Annotated in this window: 22 protein-coding genes and 1 riboswitch; of the genes, 15 read left to right on the top strand and 7 right to left on the bottom strand. The window is 45.8% G+C overall.

Features of this window, described 5'->3' with window-relative positions:
* Nucleotides 1–160 precede the first annotated feature (160 nt).
* Nucleotides 161–1699, top strand: a complete 1539-nt coding sequence (locus EDM60_RS23935; RefSeq protein ID WP_122966180.1) for a recombinase family protein — start codon at nucleotides 161–163, stop codon at nucleotides 1697–1699.
* A gap of 428 nt (nucleotides 1700–2127) precedes the next feature.
* On the opposite strand, the gene EDM60_RS23930 is transcribed toward EDM60_RS23935, so the two are convergent.
* A complete protein-coding gene (locus EDM60_RS23930; RefSeq protein WP_122966179.1) occupies nucleotides 2128–2868 on the bottom strand; it encodes a S24 family peptidase in 741 nt (246 codons plus the stop codon).
* Between the two features lie 549 nt (nucleotides 2869–3417).
* Here EDM60_RS23930 and EDM60_RS23925 point away from each other — a divergent pair.
* The 7 genes from EDM60_RS23925 (at nucleotide 3418) to EDM60_RS23895 (ending at nucleotide 7428) form a co-directional block, all read left to right on the top strand.
* Nucleotides 3418–4485: a replication initiation factor gene (locus tag EDM60_RS23925; RefSeq protein WP_122966178.1), complete on the top strand. Its 1068-nt coding sequence runs from the start codon at nucleotides 3418–3420 to the stop codon at nucleotides 4483–4485.
* Nucleotides 4486–4511: 26 nt separating this feature from the next.
* On the top strand, nucleotides 4512–4709 hold the full coding sequence (locus tag EDM60_RS23920) for a helix-turn-helix domain-containing protein (protein WP_122966177.1): 198 nt from the start codon (nucleotides 4512–4514) through the stop codon (nucleotides 4707–4709).
* A 12-nt stretch (nucleotides 4710–4721) separates the two neighbouring features.
* The gene (locus EDM60_RS23915) at nucleotides 4722–5864 is read left to right on the top strand and encodes a site-specific integrase (protein ID WP_122966176.1); all 1143 of its coding nucleotides are present in this window, start codon (nucleotides 4722–4724) and stop codon (nucleotides 5862–5864) included.
* Nucleotides 5854–6129: a hypothetical protein gene (locus tag EDM60_RS23910; protein ID WP_122966175.1), complete on the top strand. Its 276-nt coding sequence runs from the start codon at nucleotides 5854–5856 to the stop codon at nucleotides 6127–6129. The genes EDM60_RS23915 and EDM60_RS23910 overlap by 11 nt, the downstream gene beginning before the upstream one ends.
* Nucleotides 6130–6325: 196 nt before the next feature.
* Nucleotides 6326–6727 (top strand): hypothetical protein, encoded by a 402-nt coding sequence (locus EDM60_RS23905; protein WP_122966174.1) that lies wholly within the window; start codon nucleotides 6326–6328, stop codon nucleotides 6725–6727.
* A gap of 22 nt (nucleotides 6728–6749) precedes the next feature.
* The gene (locus EDM60_RS23900) at nucleotides 6750–7118 is read left to right on the top strand and encodes a hypothetical protein (RefSeq protein WP_122966173.1); all 369 of its coding nucleotides are present in this window, start codon (nucleotides 6750–6752) and stop codon (nucleotides 7116–7118) included.
* A gap of 52 nt (nucleotides 7119–7170) precedes the next feature.
* Nucleotides 7171–7428: a hypothetical protein gene (locus EDM60_RS23895; protein ID WP_122966172.1), complete on the top strand. Its 258-nt coding sequence runs from the start codon at nucleotides 7171–7173 to the stop codon at nucleotides 7426–7428.
* A gap of 67 nt (nucleotides 7429–7495) precedes the next feature.
* Here the strand turns inward: EDM60_RS23895 and EDM60_RS23890 are convergent, their stop codons facing one another.
* Nucleotides 7496–9241, bottom strand: coding sequence for a trypsin-like peptidase domain-containing protein (locus tag EDM60_RS23890; protein WP_122966171.1), 1746 nt, complete (start codon nucleotides 9239–9241; stop codon nucleotides 7496–7498).
* A 477-nt stretch (nucleotides 9242–9718) separates the two neighbouring features.
* Nucleotides 9719–11101 carry a 23S rRNA (uracil(1939)-C(5))-methyltransferase RlmD gene (rlmD, locus tag EDM60_RS23885; RefSeq protein ID WP_122966170.1) on the bottom strand — a complete coding sequence of 461 codons (1383 nt, stop codon included), beginning with the start codon at nucleotides 11099–11101 and terminating at the stop codon, nucleotides 9719–9721.
* A 174-nt stretch (nucleotides 11102–11275) separates the two neighbouring features.
* Here rlmD and EDM60_RS23880 point away from each other — a divergent pair, with 174 nt between their 5' ends.
* The 3 genes from EDM60_RS23880 (at nucleotide 11276) to yhfH (ending at nucleotide 13729) form a co-directional block, all read left to right on the top strand.
* Nucleotides 11276–11617, top strand: coding sequence for a hypothetical protein (locus EDM60_RS23880; RefSeq protein ID WP_063228784.1), 342 nt, complete (start codon nucleotides 11276–11278; stop codon nucleotides 11615–11617).
* Between the two features lie 519 nt (nucleotides 11618–12136).
* On the top strand, nucleotides 12137–13384 hold the full coding sequence (gene ilvA, locus EDM60_RS23875) for a threonine ammonia-lyase IlvA (RefSeq protein ID WP_122966169.1): 1248 nt from the start codon (nucleotides 12137–12139) through the stop codon (nucleotides 13382–13384).
* A 183-nt stretch (nucleotides 13385–13567) separates the two neighbouring features.
* Nucleotides 13568–13729, top strand: coding sequence for a protein YhfH (gene yhfH, locus EDM60_RS29500; RefSeq protein WP_083955695.1), 162 nt, complete (start codon nucleotides 13568–13570; stop codon nucleotides 13727–13729).
* Nucleotides 13730–13965: 236 nt separating this feature from the next.
* Here the strand turns inward: yhfH and EDM60_RS23865 are convergent, their stop codons facing one another.
* Nucleotides 13966–14271 carry a hypothetical protein gene (locus EDM60_RS23865; RefSeq protein ID WP_122966168.1) on the bottom strand — a complete coding sequence of 102 codons (306 nt, stop codon included), beginning with the start codon at nucleotides 14269–14271 and terminating at the stop codon, nucleotides 13966–13968.
* A 170-nt stretch (nucleotides 14272–14441) separates the two neighbouring features.
* Here EDM60_RS23865 and EDM60_RS23860 point away from each other — a divergent pair, with 170 nt between their 5' ends.
* From EDM60_RS23860 to EDM60_RS23850, 3 genes are all read left to right on the top strand, one after another.
* The gene (locus tag EDM60_RS23860) at nucleotides 14442–15005 is read left to right on the top strand and encodes a hypothetical protein (protein ID WP_122966167.1); all 564 of its coding nucleotides are present in this window, start codon (nucleotides 14442–14444) and stop codon (nucleotides 15003–15005) included.
* A gap of 80 nt (nucleotides 15006–15085) precedes the next feature.
* Nucleotides 15086–15649, top strand: a complete 564-nt coding sequence (locus tag EDM60_RS23855; RefSeq protein ID WP_122966166.1) for a biotin transporter BioY — start codon at nucleotides 15086–15088, stop codon at nucleotides 15647–15649.
* A gap of 112 nt (nucleotides 15650–15761) precedes the next feature.
* On the top strand, nucleotides 15762–17105 hold the full coding sequence (locus EDM60_RS23850; RefSeq protein WP_122966165.1) for a cytochrome P450: 1344 nt from the start codon (nucleotides 15762–15764) through the stop codon (nucleotides 17103–17105).
* Nucleotides 17106–17259: 154 nt separating this feature from the next.
* Here the strand turns inward: EDM60_RS23850 and EDM60_RS23845 are convergent, their stop codons facing one another.
* The 3 genes from EDM60_RS23845 to EDM60_RS23835 all read right to left on the bottom strand — a co-directional run bounded on the left by EDM60_RS23845 (nucleotide 17260) and on the right by EDM60_RS23835 (nucleotide 20091).
* Nucleotides 17260–18624 carry a sensor histidine kinase gene (locus EDM60_RS23845; protein ID WP_122966164.1) on the bottom strand — a complete coding sequence of 455 codons (1365 nt, stop codon included), beginning with the start codon at nucleotides 18622–18624 and terminating at the stop codon, nucleotides 17260–17262.
* Complete coding sequence (locus EDM60_RS23840; protein ID WP_122966163.1) at nucleotides 18625–19344, bottom strand: response regulator transcription factor; 720 nt, start codon at nucleotides 19342–19344, stop codon at nucleotides 18625–18627.
* A gap of 219 nt (nucleotides 19345–19563) precedes the next feature.
* Nucleotides 19564–20091 (bottom strand): C40 family peptidase, encoded by a 528-nt coding sequence (locus EDM60_RS23835; protein ID WP_122966162.1) that lies wholly within the window; start codon nucleotides 20089–20091, stop codon nucleotides 19564–19566.
* 4 nt (nucleotides 20092–20095) lie between these two features.
* Nucleotides 20096–20232: riboswitch (cyclic di-AMP (ydaO/yuaA leader) on the bottom strand.
* A 303-nt stretch (nucleotides 20233–20535) separates the two neighbouring features.
* On the opposite strand from EDM60_RS23835, the gene EDM60_RS23830 reads away from it, so the two are divergent.
* A complete protein-coding gene (locus tag EDM60_RS23830; RefSeq protein WP_122966161.1) occupies nucleotides 20536–20940 on the top strand; it encodes a LiaF transmembrane domain-containing protein in 405 nt (134 codons plus the stop codon).
* Nucleotides 20941–20956: the final 16 nt, after the last annotated feature.

The following is a 20956-nucleotide window of genomic DNA, read 5'->3' as shown; positions in this document are numbered from 1 at the left end:
GGGCAATACAAAGTCCAAGGTATCGGGGGGAGGTACATGTAAGGAAAAACAAAAATTATTCTCGCTTTCTCTATACGACTTCCAGATTGAGGTGTTAAGTGCTACAATCCCTTAACAGTTGGTAGTGCGTCTCGTATAGATCGAAGCAGGAGGGATTTATATGAGATGCGCGGTTTATGCCCGAGTAAGTACGGGTTTGGATAGTCAAAAAGACAGCTTGGAAAATCAGGTATCGTTCTTTGAAAACTTCATAAAGGAAAAAGGTTGGGAACTCGTTCGGATTTATGCCGATGAGGGCAAAAGCGGAACAAGCATCGTGAAGCGGAAGGAACTGCAAAGGCTCATGAGGGATGCAGAGCAGGGAGGATTTGATGTTGTTCTCATTAAATCAATCTCTCGTTGGGCTAGAGATACTGTTGACTCTCTAACCCTTGTCAGGAAACTTAAAAGTTTTGGGGTAACTGTAATATCAGCAAAAGACGGTTACAATTCATCCGAAGATGACGGGGAGTTGAGACTAACCATCTTCTCTATGCTGGCGCAAAGCCAGAGTGAAGATATTTCAACAAATGTTAGCTTTGGTATTGTCGAGAAGTCGCGGAAAGGTGTATTTCACGGTACCCCGCCTTATGGTTACGACAAGATTAGGGGACAACTTGTTCCTAATCCATTACACGCTCCGACAGTGAAGCTAATATTTCGCCTGTATCTCGAAGAAGGATGGGGAATGCAGAAGATCGCAAACTATCTAAATGCCCACAACATTCCAACCCCCCGCTCCGTATTGGGTGCAAAGAATGCGGGAGACAAATGGCATGATACAGCAGTGAAGATCATTCTGAAGAACCCGAATTACACGGGAGACCTTGTTCAAGGGGTGTCAAAGGTGGACATTAAAGACAAGGTATGCAATCAACAGAGAGGCTACAAGAAGCGGATAGTGCTTGAGGAGGATAAATGGATAATTGTTCCTAATGCCCATGAAGCCCTTGTGACCAAGGAAGAGTTTCAAGCCGTCCAAGAGAAGATTAACAAAAAAGCGGAGAAAGTCTTTAGAGGTCGCGGCACCAAATCCCTCTTTGCCCGCCTTGCTTTTTGCCCAGATTGTGGTGCGGGGTTAAACTACATGCATGACAGAAAAGGCTATATCTGTGCAACGTACAAGAAGAACGGAAGCAAGAAGTGCTCGAAGCATTACATCAAGCATGAACTTCTAAAGGAGCGAGTACTCATGGATATTCGCGAACTGGCGTCCAACTCCCTTAATATGAAGTCACTTGTACAGCTTGCATTAAAAAGGGCAGGGAATAAAATGGCTAGTGCGACTGATGAGTTACAACGAATTTTACGCGAGCTTGAATCGCTAAGGCGGGAGAAGAACGAGCTATTGCGACTCCTCACCCGCCAAGTCATCGACCAAGCAACATATGAAGATCAATTCCAGTTCATTGATAAAGACTACAAGGTACTACTTCAAAGAAAAATGGAACTGGAAGACCTGCTCTCCAAGGAAAAAGACACCGAGACGAGTCACAGTGCCTTTCAGAGGGAAATTCAACTATTTACTCAATTGGAGATTCCTGATGAAGAAACACTCCGACAGTTGCTCCACAAGCTCATAGACAAGGTATATGTCTATGAGGATGGGCGCATTGAAATTCATTACAACTTCAGGAATCCGATGTTAAAGGGGGCTTAACTTGAAGCTCCCTTTAACGTCATCAATATTACGCACTCCACATGCGCCGTTTCGGGATGGTTGTAACTCTAGGTGAACATGTTTTATTAAAGTGTTCTATATTGCAGCTAATTGCATCAGCAATTTATCCAAGCTTATCAATGATCACATTAAATAATGCAATTGTGTGGTCAAAAATGTGGTCAATGTCGTCCTGTTGACACATCTAATGTAAGAGTGGTTTTGAGATGATAGTGAATCGGAGCAGGCAATTATAGGGATGCCTTGCGTATTGAAATGGAGTAACGCACTAGATGGCGCGAGGGCTTTGCCCCGCGCCTCTTTCCGTATCGTCTCCTGTAGTATGTTGTAATTGTATGATATTACATACTACACATATACAACTACGTTTGTAATTTCTAACCAGATTGGTGTTTCTTATTGATAAGCTAAACGTCAATAGTCACCGCTTTTACTTTACCTACAATTTGTAATGAGTCTTTATTGGATATGATTATCGGAGGATACTCCAGATTTTCACTCAATAACAGTATCTGGTCATCGACTATAACTAATCTACGTACAACATGAATGTCATCATCCAACTTAACAGCCACAAAGTCACCGCTTTTAACTTTATCAGGATTATCCAAATGTATTTTTGAGCCCATAGGTATACGAGGCTCCATTGAATTATCTAACATCTTAGTATCTAGCAAATGACTTAATAGATACTTTACATCTGTATTGTTCTGGTCCTTAGCAATAAAAAAATCATTATGCCCAACTTGGGGAACCTCTTGTTCTAAGAACTGTTTAATAAAAAATACATCGGGTAATTTATTTAACTGTTCATCTATTAAAGAGAGCATGTTTTCAGGAAGCTGAGTAGATAGAATTGCTTTGCTAACTTGTTTGAAACTCGCTAATGATTTGGTGATATATGATTTTATTAATAAGGGAGCTTCCTCCATGTAAGCTTCGTAAAGTAAAAGGTCTACATCAGCATTACAAGCTTTCGCAATAGCGGTATTAATTTCTTCAGAAGCTGGAGGTAGTTTTCTTGTCTGTAATTTACTGATATATGAAGGATCAATTTTAACCCCTTCTTTTCTACATTCCTCTGATAGCTCCTTAAGGGTTTTACCACTCTCTTTTATGATGTTTGAAAGACTTTCATAATATCCCATAAAACCACTCCAAACAATGATTCGTTTATAAAAAGGACAATGAAATTGTTTCTTTACACAATTTCATATTGCACATTTTGACAATAAGATATACTATGTGCTTGTAGGAAAAATATTCATTAAGCTATTGGTTCGATTATACAACGGAATGTAAGTGAGGTGAATTTTTGATTTTGAATAATAACCATTCACTCGACTCTTGTTTTACCGAAGTTGAAAAGTACTTACAAATGCTTGCAAAATCTAGGGCAATTCAAATTGGCCTTGAGAAAAAGATTTTAGAAAAAATTGCGATAGCCCGGCAAGCGACGAAGTAGCGCAGCCGATACCAGTATGGAGCGAAGCGGAGTACTGGCTTGGCCTTGATATGGAGAAGCGAGATGTGCCAGGCTGGTTTAGCGGACAAGCCCGCACTTGGCTTGACCGCTAAGCCTTGTCCTGCACACTCGCAGAGGCTCCATGTCAGGGCTGAGGCGTTAGCCTATCGCTTAGCCTAGCAACCCATATAACATGCTAGGCTCTAATTACAACCCAAAGGTGGTAGATGCCTTGATAGTAAAGGGTTTTGACACTATCGAATTTGGTTTAAAAATTGAAAACTACGAATCTAGTCTCAGACCTCATCTGGATGTGTTCAAGAAGCTAAAGGAGGAGGCACAAGAATCAGGGATAGAACAGACATTTTTCATAAACAACGTTGCATTGACCGTTCACAGGACTGGAAAGCGTCTATATCCCTATAGATTGTCTTGTGATGACTTTATCATTTTTTTCGCCGATAAGGAATTGAAAACGAATCCTCCTGTATTTGTTCATTTTTTATCTGGTTACATATGGTCATTTGGTTTGGCTGGTGCTTATAAAAACTTTGCAGGATGGTTTGAATCATTAACAGATTCCTACTATCGAAATCAAATCTCTCGTGTGGATATATGCGCCGATAGTGATTCAGTAACGTTTAAACAAATTGATACAAAAGGGGTGATAACTAGAGCGAGAAAAAAGGAAGATTGTTTTGTAAGTGGGGAATACACGAACGGACGAAAGTTCAGTGGTTTCCGAGTTGGTATAGGCGGCCCATTATTAGCGCGAATCTACAACAAAACGATGGAGATACAAAAGTCTGGAAAGGATTGGTTCAAACAGATCTGGCGAGAGCACGGATGGAATGATGATAAAGATGTTTGGAGAGTAGAATTTCAACTGCGAAGGGAGGTGTTAAAGGAATTCGCGATTCACACTATTGATGATTTGCTGGAGAAGGAGAGTGGTTTATGGGCATACCTGACTCGTGAATGGCTGACTATCAGGCAACCGACACAAGACAATGTTTCCCGTTGGAAATTAAAACGGAAGTGGGCTGTTATTCAAAAAGCAGGCATGGAATACATGGCATCACCATTAACTAGAGAGCTTGTTAAACAAGGCAGTATGAAACAGTTATTGGATCAGGGAGCAGGTATACTACTTTCAATTGCTGCTGTAGGGAACCATGATTCAATTGAGGATACAGCAAGGTTATTTCAATCCTGGGCTGAGATCGGTTTAAACAAAAAAAATACGTCTTTCCAAGAAGAGAAAGAACGTAGAAGAAAAAAATACTTATTCAATGACTAGCTTATATGGATTTGGAGGAAAAATCAATGAGCAATAAAGCGACGACTCTTGAAGCATATCCTTTGGTATTAACTGCAACTCATATCGCTGAAATCATCGGTGTTTCCAAAAGAGTGGCTTATGAAATCATGGAGAAATCGGGTTTTCCATTAATTCGTATAGGTCGATGCAAGCGAGTTACAAGAGAAGCTTTGTTCAAATGGTTAAATGAGCAATACACCTAGAAGGAGTAAGTCATGAAAGGTTACTTTCGCAAGCGTGGCAGTTATTGGTCATTCACAGTGGATATTGGGAGAAAGCCGGACGGCACAAGAAACCAGAAGACAAAAGGCGGTTTCAAAACCAAGAGAGAGGCTGAACAAGCGTGTGCTGAATTGATCACGCAACTAACTAAGGGAGATTATCTGGAGCCAAGTAAAAAGACGGTACAGGAAGCTATGGAAACATGGCTTCAGACTATATTACAGTCAACCTTGCGTATCTCAACCTATGAGAATTACTCTAAGGCAATATTGAAACGAATAATCCCTGCATTGGGTAGTTTGAAACTAAAAGACGTTCAAGTAGATCATATTCAATCTTACTATTTGACGTTGGTGAAAGAAGGACTGTCACCAGAATATATTCGGTATCTGCATTCCATATTAAAGAGTTTTTTCACTTATCAAGTCAGACTACAGAATATTACGAAAAATGCAGTCGCACTTGCTGTTCCACCGAGGATCGGACGTAAAGAACAAAGGACGTGGTCAATTAACGAAGCCGTCCGTTTTTTAGAAGTGGCTAAAGAGGATAACCAGACCTACTACATTGTGTATCTATTAGCTTTGTATACGGGGCTTAGAAGGGGAGAGATATTATCACTACGTTGGAAGGATTGCGATCTGAATCAGGGAAAAATTAGTGTCTGTCACACGCTGTATTACTCTAACCAGCAATTTCATTTCTTAGAGCCTAAAACAAGTCGTTCAAACCGTTTGGTGTCCATACCAGATTCAGTGGTCGAGATATTAAAGTTCTATCGTTTTGAACAGGAGAACCACAAAATAGAAATGGGAACTGCATACGAAGATTACGACTTAATTGCAGCTAATGAATTAGGTAGACCAATTAATCCGCGAAGTTTGACAGGACACTTTCGACGAACCATAGAGAAGGCTAATGTGCCAAAGATTCGCTTTCATGATCAACGCCATACACACGCTACGATACTCCTAAAGATAGGGGAACATGTAAAGATTGTTTCAGAACGTTTAGGGCATTCAAACGCAGCGATGACGATGAATGTGTATAGTCATGTGACAAGTGACATGCAAAAAGAGGCAGCAAGAAAGTTTGAAACAGCATTGAAATCGGAGGGAAAATCAAATGATGACTAGAGAGCAAGCAATTTTTTTAGAAACTATGGATGATGTGGGTTTTGAAGGTTACACGGAGTTTCTTATCTTTGCATATCTCGAACTTATGTCAGGAACGGATTTAAATTCTGTTAGTGATGTTGAAGTACATCGTAGAGCGAAGGCAGTTATTTTGAAATATCAGGACTATTGGTATAAGGATGTTAATTTTTTTGATGAAAGGAGTAAGATTTTGGAACAACTCGATTTAGATGATGCAGAATGGGAGTATAGAGATTACGAATGATGAGGTGATAGTGGACAGTAGGTTAATGCTGCTGTAGGGAGTATTCTAATGCTTTAAGTTCTGATATTCGAGCAGGACAGATTAAGGGTTCCTTGTATTTGCTCTCGGGGAATACAGGGCCAAGCCCCAAAGGCGGCGTTAAACGACGCCTTTGGGTGTGACTGATCCAATTAATTTATTTACGTAGGAGGCTAAAATGAGAAATAGATCGAATTTTGTTTCTATGATAACTGAAATGGGTTTTGACATTAACAAACCGTTTGATATAACAGGATCGGGAAATGAGAATGGTTTGACGCTTTCATTGATTATACAGGGGGAACGAGAGAACTATTGGAGATCGGATCTTAGGTTAGCAGCAATAAAGCATTTGATTCGTTCTATAGATTTAAAACATGATACAGACGGAGATCATGAACTATTTGATAGATACATGTTATCTATACTGGATACCATCGGAAGCGTTATAGCTTTGGGGGCACCATTCGAAGAAAAAAGAAACATCGAGGTTGTCCAAAAATTTATTCAGTACTCGTTGAATTCCAGAATAGTCTTAGAGGCAGAAAAGGAAGGTCTTATTGACCAAGAAGAATTTTAGACAGGGATAGGAAGTGAAATTTTTGAAGTCGGATCGCAAAGCAATATATGAACAGAGAGTACAAGAAACGGTAATAAAGCTTGCTGATTTAATGATTGATAGTTCGGTTAATGGTATCTCGACAATGCGAGCAGCGGAACTGCGTAGCGCTCTTAACGTAACCGTACACGAGTTTAACGAAGCGTCAGGAAGGTTACAAGCAATCGGATTCCATAGCGGTGTAAAGAGATTTAAGGTACAAGAGCTTAAAGAGCGTAATGATCCATGCTTGTACTATTATCAGATAAACGTTGAAAAGCATCCACAAAAGTTAAATCCGGATGCTATCGAAGTAGCATTGAACAAAAGGCGAAGATCGTTAGAACGCAAGAAAAGCCTTTGGTTTGTTTGATCGGTGCGATGTGATGCGAAACGAAGCATCAAGATGAAAGGGGAGTTAGGAAATGCAAGAAAAAGTATATGAAACTGTTCAAGGCTATAGACTAATCGGAATTGAAACAGAACCAAATGCTCAATTCTATAAGGAGCGCTTTGGACTACCCATGTCGTTGGCCAAACAAGCATTTGATGGCATCTGGATTCGCCGTACAAGGATTGGTAAGGTAACATTTCTAGGGCATGATGAAATAGCCCGAATCCGTCCCGTCACAATTTTTGATACGGAGTTTGATCCTCCGCAAGGGATAGGTACCGAAAATTAATAAAGCTGTTTGCAACCATTGAGTAAAAAAAGGGAGCTGCCGAAGCAGCTCCTGAGATAATACAGTTTTATATTGCTGATACAGGAGAGGGAACTGACTCCTCCTTTTCCCCTATCATATCGAATACATCTCCGATTTTAACCAGATAACTCGCAGCTGATGAATCGTCATCTTCCTCTTTTTTGCTTACATTACTGAACCCTTTTGTAGCAATTCCGATAACTTGCCCTCTCGTATTTATGACTGGACCGCCACTATTTCCGTAAATAATTCTTGCACTACAAATAATTCGTTCCTGATAAAGCCCTAGTTCCTGTGTTTTTTTATTGTATATGGTTCGCATAAATTCTGATCGATATTGGACAATAGTTCCTTGATCAACAAATAATGAATCCTCGTGACCATAGCGAGGATATCCTATTACTTTTATACTTTGACCGTCATAATTAATTAAATCATAGTCAAATCCAGTTATGTTAAACCCATCTATCTCTAATATTGCAATATCACGTTCCTTACAGTACATCTTGACCTTTGCTTGAAAGCACTTTTTATTATATCTCGATCTGTGCACTCTAATTTCATATATATCAGGATCATCGATATACTCTTTTACGACATGATGATTGGTTACGAAACCAACATCTTTTAAAAAGAAACCAGTACCTTGTTGCTGGGGATCAAAAACCCCAGAATTATCATAACCCACTTCTATAACAAAAACGTTTTGTGACCAATCTTTTAAAAATGCTTCGCCAACTTTCAAAGTTTCTATGCCTGCCAGACGATTGTATCTGCGGGCCAACTTCTCATAAATCGGATCTTGCTTACCTTTCACATACCCGATATGCGAAATCATTCCTTTTACGACGTTCATGATTTCCGCATTCTTTTTCCCCGGCTTTGAATAGTACTTGCTTTCAAATATTTTTTGTGCCTCCGAAAGTGGGTGTGATTCTAAACATTTTAAGATCGCACGAACTTTTTTAATATAGTTTCTTTCCACGTTTGTGATTTTGTTCACTGTAATGCCGGTAACACTTAAATTTTGGTCACGATTGTTTAAACGAGTCTTGCTTTTCTTAACTGCAAAATCATTGTTATCAAGGATTTTTTGAATTTTTGAACCTAAATATACCACCCTTTCCTCATCCAAGTGTGCAATTGCACTAGGAAAGGTCTGGCGAGTTGTAGAAAATGTAAGGTCATCAGCATAACGGGTATAATGACAATTATGTTTTTTTGCTAATTTCCTCATTTCCATATCCATGTTAAAGCAAATCATATTAGAAATAATTGGGGATGTTGGTGCTCCTTGAGGAAGTACATTATTGTAGCAACAGATATTTGCTATCACAGTAGCGGCATCCCAACTCATACCAAAAAATGATTTAAGTACACCTCGAACACGTCCGAAGTTTATTCTGTGAAAGAAGTCCTCAATATCAAAATTTAACACATGACGCTTTCTTAGATGAACTGTGGCATTTGAAACTATACCACGATCTTTTACAAACCCATGTGATGTGATATTTGGTTTGTAAGTCAAACTGAAGATTTTATTCAACTTTTCTTGAAGTATCTTTAACGAGCCCTGGGGAGCCCATATTTTACGAGAACCACCGGATTTTTTGGGAATATCAAAACATTTATAATAGCCAGAAACCTTTTTCTCGAAAAGGATGTAACGAAGATGTTTGGGGGTTACTTCCAGCAAAGAAGCTACGTCATCAAAGTTTTGCAGGGATTTAAGGGAGGATACTAACTTAGCATCACTTGCTTGCAGTGTTGGCTTGGCTCGGAAATATGACATTTATATACACTCCATATTCTATTAACAGAAAGAAAGGGGAGGGTTAATTCTACCTTATTAATTAGCGCGATACAGATAAAACAATTTACGCGATAAAGTTAACTAGTACAACGGAATGTGCTACTGACATTCCTATAGACCACCGCAATTACAACAGTGGAAATCAATTAATACCCCTACCCCAATCTCTTCGTATTATACGCCATAAATCATTTGGCGGAAAGTTAAGATATATTACAGTTCATATTTGGGTTATGAAATATATTTCTGGTAATATATTTCTAGAAACATAGTGCTTGGCGGACGGAAGTCACTATTCAGTTTACCACTGGATAGTGGCTTTTTGCATTATGGTGTTTGCCAATTCTGTTTGATACGAGAGTTATTGTGGTCAATATGTGGTCATGCTGGTATCCTCGACTTTAAAACGAGCATAGAAAAAAGAAAAACCCTTGATTTGACAAGGGTTATAGTAACTCATTTAAGTTGAAGAAGAGCCACACTCTCCACATGCGCCGTATGCGGAAACATATCCACCGGCTGCACGCTTTTCAACTCATACCGCTGCATCAGCTTCGCAATGTCCTTCGCCAGCGTCGATGGGTTGCAGGACACGTACACGATCTTCTTCGGCTGCACGTCCAGCAAAGAGCGGATCAGCGCGTCATCCAGCCCGGTACGGGGCGGGTCGACTACGACGACGTCTGGGCGGGTGCCTTGCTTGGCCCATTTCGGCATGAGCACTTCGGCGCGGCCTACGTGGAAGCTTGCGTTTGTGGCCTGGTTGCGCACGGCGTTGCGGTTGGCGTCTTCTACGGCTTCCGGGATCAGCTCGATGCCGCGCACCTCGCGCGCGTGCGGGGCGAGCCAGAGGCCGATCGTTCCGGTGCCGCAGTACAGATCGAGCACCAGTTCCTTGCCCGTCAAGGCAGCCGCCTTTTTGACCTGATCGTACAGCTTTTGCGTCTGCTCCGGATTCAGTTGGAAAAAGGCGCGGGCGGACAAATCAAACGACAGTTCCCCGAGCTTTTCCGCGATAGAAGGTCTGCCCCATAGGGAGAGCGTCTGGTCGCCGAAGACAAGCGATGTTTTTTGCGCGTTCACGTTTTGCGCGATGCTGACCAGCTCGGGCAGGCGGGTGCGCAGCTCCAGGAGCAGCTCTTTGACGCGGGGAATTTCTTTTGTGGCCGTTACGAGCGTCAACTGCGTCTCGCCTGTGGCAAAAGCGACCCTCGCCACGATCGTGCGGATGACGCCTGTTCGCTTTCTTTCGTCGTACACAGGGATGCCCAGCTCTTCGATGATTTTTTTAGCGGCTTGCACGATCTTCGTCGTCGCCTCATGTTGCACCTGGCAGCCTTCCAGATCGACGAGCTTGTGGCTGCCTGTCTGGTACAGTCCGGCGATGAGCTTCCCGTTTTGCTTGCCGACCTGGAATTGTGCCTTGTTGCGGTACGACCACGGATTGTCCATCCCGATAGTCGGGGCGACAGGCGGTTCAGGCAGGCGGGCGTACTTGCGCAGCGACTCGATGACGATTTCCTGCTTGCTTGCAAGCTGTGCCGCATAGTCCAGATGCTGCAAGCTGCATCCGCCGCATTCCTTGTACACCGGACAGGGGGGAGTGGCGCGATCTTTTGATTTTTCCACCACGCGAAGCAGCCGAGCTGTCGCGAATTTTTCCCGCGCTTCCGTCACTTCTGCGTGCACGACCTCTCCTGGGAGCGCCCCTTCTACGAATACGATCTTTCTTTTGAAATAACCGATTCCTTCGCCGTTGATCCCCAGGCTTTTTATGGTGAGCGTCATTTGCTGGCCGACGCGTATGCTTGTTTCTTGTTCCTTTTTCGATGTAGTCATTTTGTTCTCCTCAGAGCATTTCAGTATCTCCTCATTATAGTCCATTCCCGGACTTGTTGCATGGGGAGGGCGCAGATCGGATCTGCCGATATGTTCACAAATAATGGCAACTTCCTGTGCAGGCTTGTTTTTGTTATAATGGGGCGGAGAATACTGAGGGAGTTGTGACGCTAGATGCAAGAGCTATTCGACAAAATGAAAGAGTATCTCAACATGGATACCGAGATTTCCTTCGATGAGTTTGACGGGTACTACAAACAAGTAGTCGCGTTTTTGAACGACAACTGGAAAGAGTTGAACGAGGAAGATAGCATGCGCATGCTGTTTATCTTGGACAATCTCAAATCGAACGGTGAAGATCGCTCCAAGCGCAAAGTGAAGGAAGCGAAAAAATACGCAAAAATGGCGCAACGCACAGAAATCTGGGCAAATGCACTGATTGGACGCCTGCGTGAAGCTGGCTTGACTGATGAAGAAATCGGCAAGCGCTACGAAGCGATTTACGAAGCGGTATAAATTTGCGACCCACCAAAAAGAAGGAGAGAGCCACTCGCAAGCGGGCTTTCTCCTTCTTTTTGCATGCAACCAGACCAAATGGAATATCGGTTTTGTTTGACAAGAAAACAGACTCGCATTATAATTTGTAACTAATAATTTGAATAGTTTGTTATCAGTTGCGTAGAAAAGGAAGAGTAGGAGCAGAGAGCAGCGTGCAGAGAGCCGTTCCCCGTGCTGAAAGAACGGACGCCCAGCCTGTTTTGAAAATCACCTTGGAGCAGTGCCCTAGAACGCAGTCGCAAAAAGCTGCAAGTAGAGGACAACGGATTCGTCTCCGTTACCCGGACGGGGGTTCCCATCGTGGAACTTCTATTAAGTCTGTTTTTCGTGAGGAAGACAGAGAAGCTGAGTGGTACCGCGATGCCTTCGCCTCAGCCAGCCGTGCGCATTTAAGCGACGCTGGCGAGGTGAAGGCTTTTCTTTTGACTGGGCAAGTGAAAAAAGAGACAACCAACGTTTGGGAGGAGCAAGAGAGATATGTCTATAGTGAGAGTGGAAGAGATTGTGGTTGCCAACCACGGGTTAAAAGATGTTGTCGAGAAGACGCCGCTGCAAAAAAATAATGTCCTGTCTGAGCGCTATGGCTGCAACGTGTATTTGAAGCGGGAAGATTTGCAGGTCGTCCGTTCTTTTAAAATTCGTGGAGCCTACCATTTTATGCGGAGCTTGTCTTTGCAGGAGCGGGAGCGCGGCGTTGTATGCGCGAGTGCGGGCAACCACGCGCAAGGGGTAGCTTACTCTTGCCAGCATCTGCAAATCCTCGGCACGATTTTTATGCCGACGACAACGCCGCGGCAAAAAGTTTCCCAGGTCAAACGGTTCGGCGGCTCCTACGTGGAGGTTGTGCTGATCGGGGATACATTTGACGACTCGTTCGCAGAAGCGATGAAATATTGCATTCAGGAAGACCGGACGTTTGTCCATCCGTTTGACGATCCGCTGGTAGTGGCTGGACAAGGAACGGTGGGGCTGGAGATCATGAACGATTTGGAAGAGCCTGCGGATTTTGTGTTCATGAGCATCGGTGGCGGTGGTCTGGCTGCCGGGGTGGGCACATATGTAAAAGGAATCAGCCCGAATACGCAAATCATCGGAGTGGAGCCTGCGGGAGCGGCGTCGATGAAAGCGGCGTTGGAGCGAGATGACGTCGTGACGCTCGATGAAATCGACAAGTTCGTGGATGGAGCCGCAGTCAAGCAGGTGGGACAACTGACTATGAGCATTTGCCGCGATGTGTTGAATGATGTTGTGCTGGTGCCGGAGGGCAAAGTATGCACGACGATTTTGGAGTTGTATAACAGCAGTGCGATCGTGGTAGAGCCTGCCGGTGCCTTGTCGATTGCCGCCCTTGATTACTACCGGGACCAAATCAGGGGGAAAAATGTGGTCTGTATCATTAGCGGAGGAAACAACGACATCGACCGGATGCAGGAGATCAAAGAGCGTTCTTTGCTGCATGAGGGGCTGAAGCATTATTTCGTCATTAATTTCCCGCAGCGCGCCGGAGCTTTGCGCGAGTTTATGGAAAAGGTGCTCGGCCCGCACGATGACATCACGCGCTTTGAGTACACGAAGAAGAACAACAAGGATAACGGCCCGGCGCTCGTCGGGATTGAAATGAAGTGCCAGGAGGACTACCAGCCTCTGATCAGCCGGATGAAACAACACGGCATCCGCTATGTGGAGATTACCAACGATCCGTATTTGTTCAATCTGTTGATCTAAGGCGATTGTGTTACAACAGAAGGTGAATTTGCAAAAATGTATGAATACAGCGAAAAATGAAGCGAGCGGGAGCATTTGCGCGAGAGATGAAGATAAAACGCCATAATGTATTATAACAAACTTTTATAAAACAGGTGCTGTTGTAATACAATACAGATAACAACACACGGGGGGTTAAAAATTATGACGCCAATCACTTCTTTTTACCGAAATCTCGAAGCAAAATGCTGCGCTGCTTGCGGCCAAACCATCAACGAACAGGCTGAATCGTACGCAAACGAGTGCTTCACTTGCCAAGAAGAGGCATCCTTCGATGCTTACAAGCACTATCACCAAAAACGGTAAGCAGATGAATACAGGATAGAACAGGTATACCACGAGGCGGCAGCCCGGAAGGTGTACCTTTTTCTTTTCAAGAAAGCTTTTTGTCTCGATTGTCATTAAATTCCTCTTAATCAAAGACAAGTAAAGGACAGGCAGGACTGCTCAGGCAATGGCTTTTTCTTGCCTGCCACTCCAAACGTTTCGTTAAAATTGCATACAAAAAAACCGCTGCTCTCCTGGCAGCGGCGCTTTGCCGTTCAGTGCGATTTGGGCGAGGTGCTGGCGGCCTGTTCCTTGACGTAGTCGATCAGGCCCAGTTGAAAGCCCTCCTGTGTCAAAAGGCGCTGGGCTTCGTAAGTGCTGGCATAATAGGCTTGGACGTGCGGATCGTTCTCCAGCACACGGCAGCAAGCCTCGTCGCTGGCAAGCTCTCTGTACCAATCAGTTGTTTTGATTTGGGCGACCAGCTCGTCATAGGCCGGCTCGGGCTTTTTCCAAGGGTTTAATCTGTGAAAGAGTTCACCGAAAATCGCAACGACGACTAAAATTCCAATGAGAAACATGTGGGTCACCTCTGACGTTGGTTCCTTTCCATGGTAACATTCCCGGGTTGCTTTTCGCTATGGCGAAGTCGTCTCTCGCTTGCAAAAGCGCAAGAAAGCAGGCATGCTAGATACGAAGAGCTGTTCGAGGATATATCAATCAAGTCAGGAAAAGGAAAGGAGGATGCTTCGTGTTTCATCCACTCATCTTTGACAACATCCGGGTGGTGCTGGAAGGAGCGGTGTACGACCGCGATTTTGACGGAGCGATCACCATTACCGGACGATCAGATGTCATGGATATGGCTACTTTCCAGCGGCTGTTCCAGATTGAGTTCAAGCTGGCCGAACAGGCGGCAGGCGAAAAAGCCGTGCGGGCGCAAATGCAGCTGCGCACGAGCCTCGGCGACATCGCCTCGGAACAGCTGGAACAGCCGCTCGTGGAGCATGTCGGCTGCACGATCTGCATTCATTTTCATTTGCAGCTGCCAAATCCGGACGACATCCCGAGCGAAGCGAACAAAATCACCACGCTGCTCAATGAAATCTGGGGTCAGCGCCCCTACATTACGCAAACACTGTCCGCCAAACTGCCGGAGCATCGGATCGAATGGCCGCCAACGGTAGTAACGAACCGCATCACCCTGGATTTTCACCGCAAGATCGACGAAGGCAACATTGACGACCTGCGCGAGCTGATCGAGCACACGATTCAATCGCTTGCGGGTCTGCAACGACATGTCGATCAAACATAGGGGATTTACATTTCTCTTCGTGCGTATTATCATTTTGTTAACCTTATTATACTTTTAGTTAACATTGGAGGATACTACGCATGAGAAACGAACGTTTGAGATGGCTCCTGTTGTCCGCCATTTTTGCTGCTGTCACAGCGGTGCTGTCGCAGGTGACGATTCCTTTGCCGCTCATTCCGATCACGGCACAGACGCTGGCTGTCGGTTTGACGGCGACGATTCTGGGCAGCCGCTACGGCACACTTGCGCTTTTGATTTACGTACTGCTCGGAGCAGTCGGCCTGCCTGTCTTTACGGAAGCGAGCGGTGGCGTGCAAGTATTGGTCGGCAAGACTGGCGGATACATTTTCGGATTCATCGCGACTGCTTTTGTGACGGGATGGTATTTGGAAAAGATGGGCTTCACTCTGAAAAGCGCCGTTATTGCCAACGTCATCGGCATGTTCGTGACACTCGCTTTTGGAACCGTCCAGCTCAAATTCGTTCTGGATATCCCTTGGGACAAAGCGGTTGCGTTCGGCGCTACGCCGTTTTTGGTTGTAGGCGTGATCAAAGCTGTACTCGCCGCCGTGATCGGGATCAAGGTGCGGGAGCGGCTGATCGCTTTTCGTCTGCTGCGTACGGAGCAGCCTGTTACACGCTAATAGCTATACCTGATTTGCCACCTGATTGCTTCGGGTGGCTTTTTTTCGCATAAACTCCTTTTCGTGCCGGATACTATCCATAACCTAGCCAAAGCACATGAGGGGGATTCAGATGGGTGTGACAATCACAGGACCAAGAGGTTTGCCGATTTCCGGGAACTTGCTCGCTTTTCGCAAAAACCCGCTCCAGTTTATCCGTGAAGCAGTCGCCGAGCATGGCGAGGTCGTTCATTTTCGCTTTGGTCCGAAGCGCCATGTTTACTTGCTGACCAATCCCGATCAGATCAAAGAAGTGCTCGTTACCAAGCAAGATCACTTCAAGAAGGGCAAAGGCTTGCAGATCGCCAAAGCTGTAGTGGGCGACGGGATTTTGACCAGTGAAGGCAAAAAGCATTTGCGGCAAAGACGCCTGATGCAGCCGGCTTTTCATCGGGAGCGCATCGCCGGATACGGTCAGGTGATGGTGAGACATGCGGTCGAGCTGATGGACGATTGGAAGATGGGAGAAGTCCGCGACATTCACAACGACATGATGAAAGTAACGTTGGCGATCATTACGGAGACGATGTTTGGCAAAAGCATCAAGGAGGGCGCTGACAAAATTGGCCATGCTATCGACGTCGGACTGAAATATGTGGCGAATAAAGCCGCTTCCTTTATCGACATTCCGCTGTCGGTTCCGACAAGAAGCAATCGACAATTTTTGGAATCGAATGAGACGCTTGACGAAGCGATCTATTCTTTGATCGAATCAAGGCGAAAAAATCCGGAAGCTCAGCAAGACGATTTGTTGGGAATGCTGCTCGCTGCGAGGGACGAGGACGACGGTCAAGGCATGACGGACGAGCAAGTAAGAGACGAGGTCATGACGATTTTCGTGGCAGGTCACGAGACGACTGCCAACACGATGTCGTGGGTGTTTTATTTGCTCGCTACGCATCCGCACGTCGAGCAGAAGCTGCATGAAGAACTGGCAACGGTGCTGGAAGGCAGACTGCCTACGGTGGAGGATTTGCCCAAACTGACCTATACGAGCCTTATCGTTTCGGAAACATTGAGGCTGTATCCAGCCGCCTGGACGATCAATCGGGAAGTTGTCGAAGAAGTGAAGATCGGGGAACACACCTATCAGCCGGGGGAGACGCTGATGATGAGCCAGTTTGTCATGCACCGTCTGGAACGGTATTACGACAAGCCGGATGAGTTTATCCCGGAGCGGTTCGCCAGCGACTTGCTGAAACGCAACCCTGCGTATGCCTACTTTCCGTTTGGGGGCGGGCCAAGGGTTTGTATCGGAAACAACTTCGCCCTGATGGAAGCGGCATTGTTGCTTGCGACGATTGCGCAGCGATATCGCTTGCGGCTTGCGGAGCCTGGACAGGTAGTGGAGCCAGAGCCGCTGGTTACGCTGCGTCCGAAAAACGGACTGCCCATGCGCCTGGAAAAACGGGATTAAGGCAAAAAAAAGAGGCATCTTTTCACTACGGTTTCGCCGTGATGTGTCAGATACCGAACTGGGGGTTATTTATCACTGAAAGCAACATGCTTACAAGAAATACTTTAACAGAGAAATATAAAGAATAAATTAACTGACAATAAATCTAAATAAACTATCCGTGGAAAAAGGGAATGGTGAAGGAGAAGCTGCTTCCTATTCCCTGTTCGCTGTTTACCGTGAGTTCTCCGCCATGGCGGCGCACGATGCTCTGGCAGATCGTCAGTCCGAGCCCTGTGCCGCCGTTGTTGCGGTTGCGGGATTTCTCCGCGCGGTAAAACTTGTTGAAGACTTTCGGCAAATCTTCGGCAGCAATTCCTTCCCCTTTGTCGATCACGGAGAACAGCACGTGACCTTCTCGCTGATCGCATGTAATCAAAATCGAGCCATTCGGTTTGTTGTAGTGAATCGCATTGTTGATCAAGTTTTCCATGACGCGGCGCAGCTTGGTTTCATCGGCCTCGATGTGCAGCTCATTGGAGACGCGCAGTTTCCAGTGAAAAGTCAATCCGGCTTCTTTCACCCGCGCCAGGTAGTCCTCGATAATTCCCTTCAAAAAGCCTTTTACGTGAATGCGGCTAATGTTGAGCCGCACCTCTGTGCTTTGCACGGTAAAGTCTTGCAGCTCGTCCAGCAGCTTTTCCAGATCGCTCGTCTTCACTTCGATCTTGCCCATTTGCTTCTGGATGCGCATCAAATCCGTGACGCGGCCAGAGCCGATATAGGAGGCGTACCCTTTGATCGTAGTCAGCGGAGTGCGGAAATCGTGAGCGATCGAAGCGATCATCTCCGATTGCCGTTCTTCGGAAAAACGCAGCTCATCGACCATGTCGCCAAAGTAGCGAAACAACTGTCCGAACTCGTCATGGGAGCGATACGTAAACGTCACCAGCCGCTTGCCTTCGCGAATTTCCTGCGTGACACGGGCCAGTTCGCTAACCGGACGCAAAATCCAGCGGACGAACAGAGTGAGCAACAGCAAGCCGACCAGCACGAGGCTTCCGTAAATAAACCAGAGCATCATCGAGACTCCGGTTGTGCCCATAATGTCGTAATCGTCCGTGTAGAAATAGATGACAATCTCGCCTTCACGGGGAGGCTCTTGCTGAAAATGGTATTCTGCCACGACTTTCAGGTCGCTTTTCGTGGTGGAAGGGAGGGACAGCTTCAAGGAGTAGGCTTTTGACGGCCTGTGGTAAATCGTGTTGCCGCTCGCGTCCTTCACGACCATCCGGTACATGACGTCTTCTGGCAACTGTTTCTCCAGCTCCTGGCGCTCGATCGGGTCCTTGAAGTTGCTGGAGCGCAGCAGTTGGTTGACCCGGACCTTTTCTGCCGCATCCTTTTCTGCTTGGTACTGGTTGTGACGGTCGTTTTTCAACTGGTCGATGATGATGTCCTGAAAAACGAACTTGAACAGCAGGATGTTGAGCGTAATCAAGGCGATAAAAGAAAGAAACAGTTTTTTGCGGAGGCTCATCTAAAGCTTCTCCCCGATGAATACGTAGCCCGTCCCCCACTGAGTTTTGATGAATTGCCGCTCTGTTTCTAGCTTCTCGCGCAAGTTTTTGATGTGTACCGTCACCGTATTGAGCGAGCCGTAGCCATAGCCCCAGACGCGGTCGTAAATTTGTTCCCGCGTGAAGACGATACCCGCATTTTCAGCGAGAAAAGTCAGCAGTTGAAACTCTTTCGTGGACAACTCGATCTTTTGGTTGTTGACGTAGACGGAATACGTTTCTTTATGGATTTCCAAATCCTTGAACTTCAAGACCGTGATCGGGGAACCGGAGGCGTCTTTTTCCGGCTGCTCCTCGGTATGCTTGCGGATGCGCTCGTAGCGGCGCAGATGGGCGCGTATGCGGGCGAGCAGTTCTTCCGTGTCAAACGGCTTCGTAATGTAATCATCGGCCCCGATTTCAAAACCGACTACTTTGTCTACGGCCTTGCTTTTGGCGCTGAGAAACAAAATAGGCAAGTCCCATTCGCGACGGATTTGCGAGCACAGCTCGTAGCCGCTCATGTTAGGCATCATGATATCGAGCAGAATGAGATTTGGCCGCTCTCCCTGGCCGAGCAGGGCAAGTGCATCCTCGCCATTTTCCGCAGAGGAGACCTGAAAGCCTTCGTTTTCCAAAATATCTTCAAGCAGTTCAATAATCTCCTGATTGTCGTCAACGATTAAAATGTGATCTTTCACCGGAATTACCCCCAGTTACTTCTATTAATAAATGGACAAGTGTCATGGCAAAAAAAGAATCAGCCTTGTCTATCATAACATGCTTTCACAGAATAGGAACAAGTATCCCTTCATTCATGCTTATTTCCTTATAAGTAAGGGCACCTAATTAGACCTGGTACTAAATTTCGTCAGAAAAAGCCAGAGACGATTGTCCCTGGCTCTTATGTTTTTGCCGAACTACTTCTTTTTTGGTTGATTTTCCGGCAACGATGCAGCTTGCACCGCGTTTTCCTTTTTCGGAGTGTCCGCCTTTGCTTCCAGAACAGGCGAGCTGATGCGCTTGGCACCAACAAAACGCTTGCTCCAGTAGTACGGGTCGTTCAACTTGGTGTTGACGACTCCGCGGCCGGATTCCGAATGCACGAATGTGCCGTCCCCGATGTAGATGCCCACGTGAGAGATGCTTCGTCCGTTTGTATTAAAGAACACAAGATCTCCTGGTTGCAAGTCTTTCCGTGCAACTTCTGTACCGTACTCATATTGAGAGGCAGAATTGTGCGGCAGGTCTACACCTAACGCGTCAAATACGTAGCGTGTGAAACCGGAGCAGTCAAAGCCTTTTTTGGATGTGCCTGAAGATTTGTAAGGAACGCCGTACAGATCATCGACAACCTCTTCGAGTGTCGTGTTCTCCGCCGCATGTGCAGCGCCCGCTCCCATAGCAAGCAATCCAGCCATAAATAAAGATAGTACCACCTTGCGCAAAAGAAACTGCTCCTTTCGTGAGCCTACGAAGTTAGCTGAAGGGTTCGGTCGAAAGGACGCCCTAAGTTGCCTAACGCAACTATTCACCCCAAAAAACTGGTTCCCCCGTTTCCGACATGCGGAATTCGGCTATTTTTCGATGTTTTTTTACACGCACTCTACGAAGATTCGCTGCTTGTCCGATTTTTCCTTTTTTTTGACTGCTTGTTCATATTTTTGTCACAAAATCCTGTCTAAAGGTGTAACGTTTTGTTTCGACATTGCAAGAGCGGTTGGAATGGGGCGAAAACAGGCTCGTCCGATTATGGCAGGAAGTGCTCTCCGTCCAAGGACGGAGGGAAAAACCAACCGCACGCCCGTTATGGAAAGCCTATCCGGGGGGCTACAATAAGGGCATAAGTTAGCAAGCACCACATGCACAAGAGAATAGGAGGTAAGCGAGCAATGAGTGAACGGTCTGGAAAGGTTTTGCTCGGGCTGGTTCTCTTGCTAATCGGCGGGTTGGTTCTGCTGGATCAAATCGGAATCGACTTCGGTGACCTGCTCGGGCTTTTGATTCCCGGGGTCATCATGCTGTACGGCGCTCGAAAGATTATGGGACAATCCGGTTCGCGTTTCTGGGGAATCGTGATCTTCCTCTTCGGGTTCCTGATGCTGATTGGCAAGCTCCATCTGCTGTTCCACGGCTTACTGGCCATTGGTGTGATTTATCTGGGGTATCGCTTACTGCGCCCCAGTCATGTCCCCAAAGAAGCGCCACCTGCCTGGGAGCGTCAGTGGGCCCAAAAAGTATTGAAAGAAGACGCGCTGGACGCCTGGGAAAAAGATGTGACCCGTCGCCAGCCATAGAGTTGCTCAAGTCGCG

Origin of the sequence: Brevibacillus parabrevis, assembly GCF_003710905.1 — a bacterium.
Taxonomy (GTDB): domain Bacteria; phylum Bacillota; class Bacilli; order Brevibacillales; family Brevibacillaceae; genus Brevibacillus; species Brevibacillus parabrevis.
Note: the sequence above shows the minus strand (reverse complement) of the source record. Positions and strands in the feature narration are given on the sequence as shown.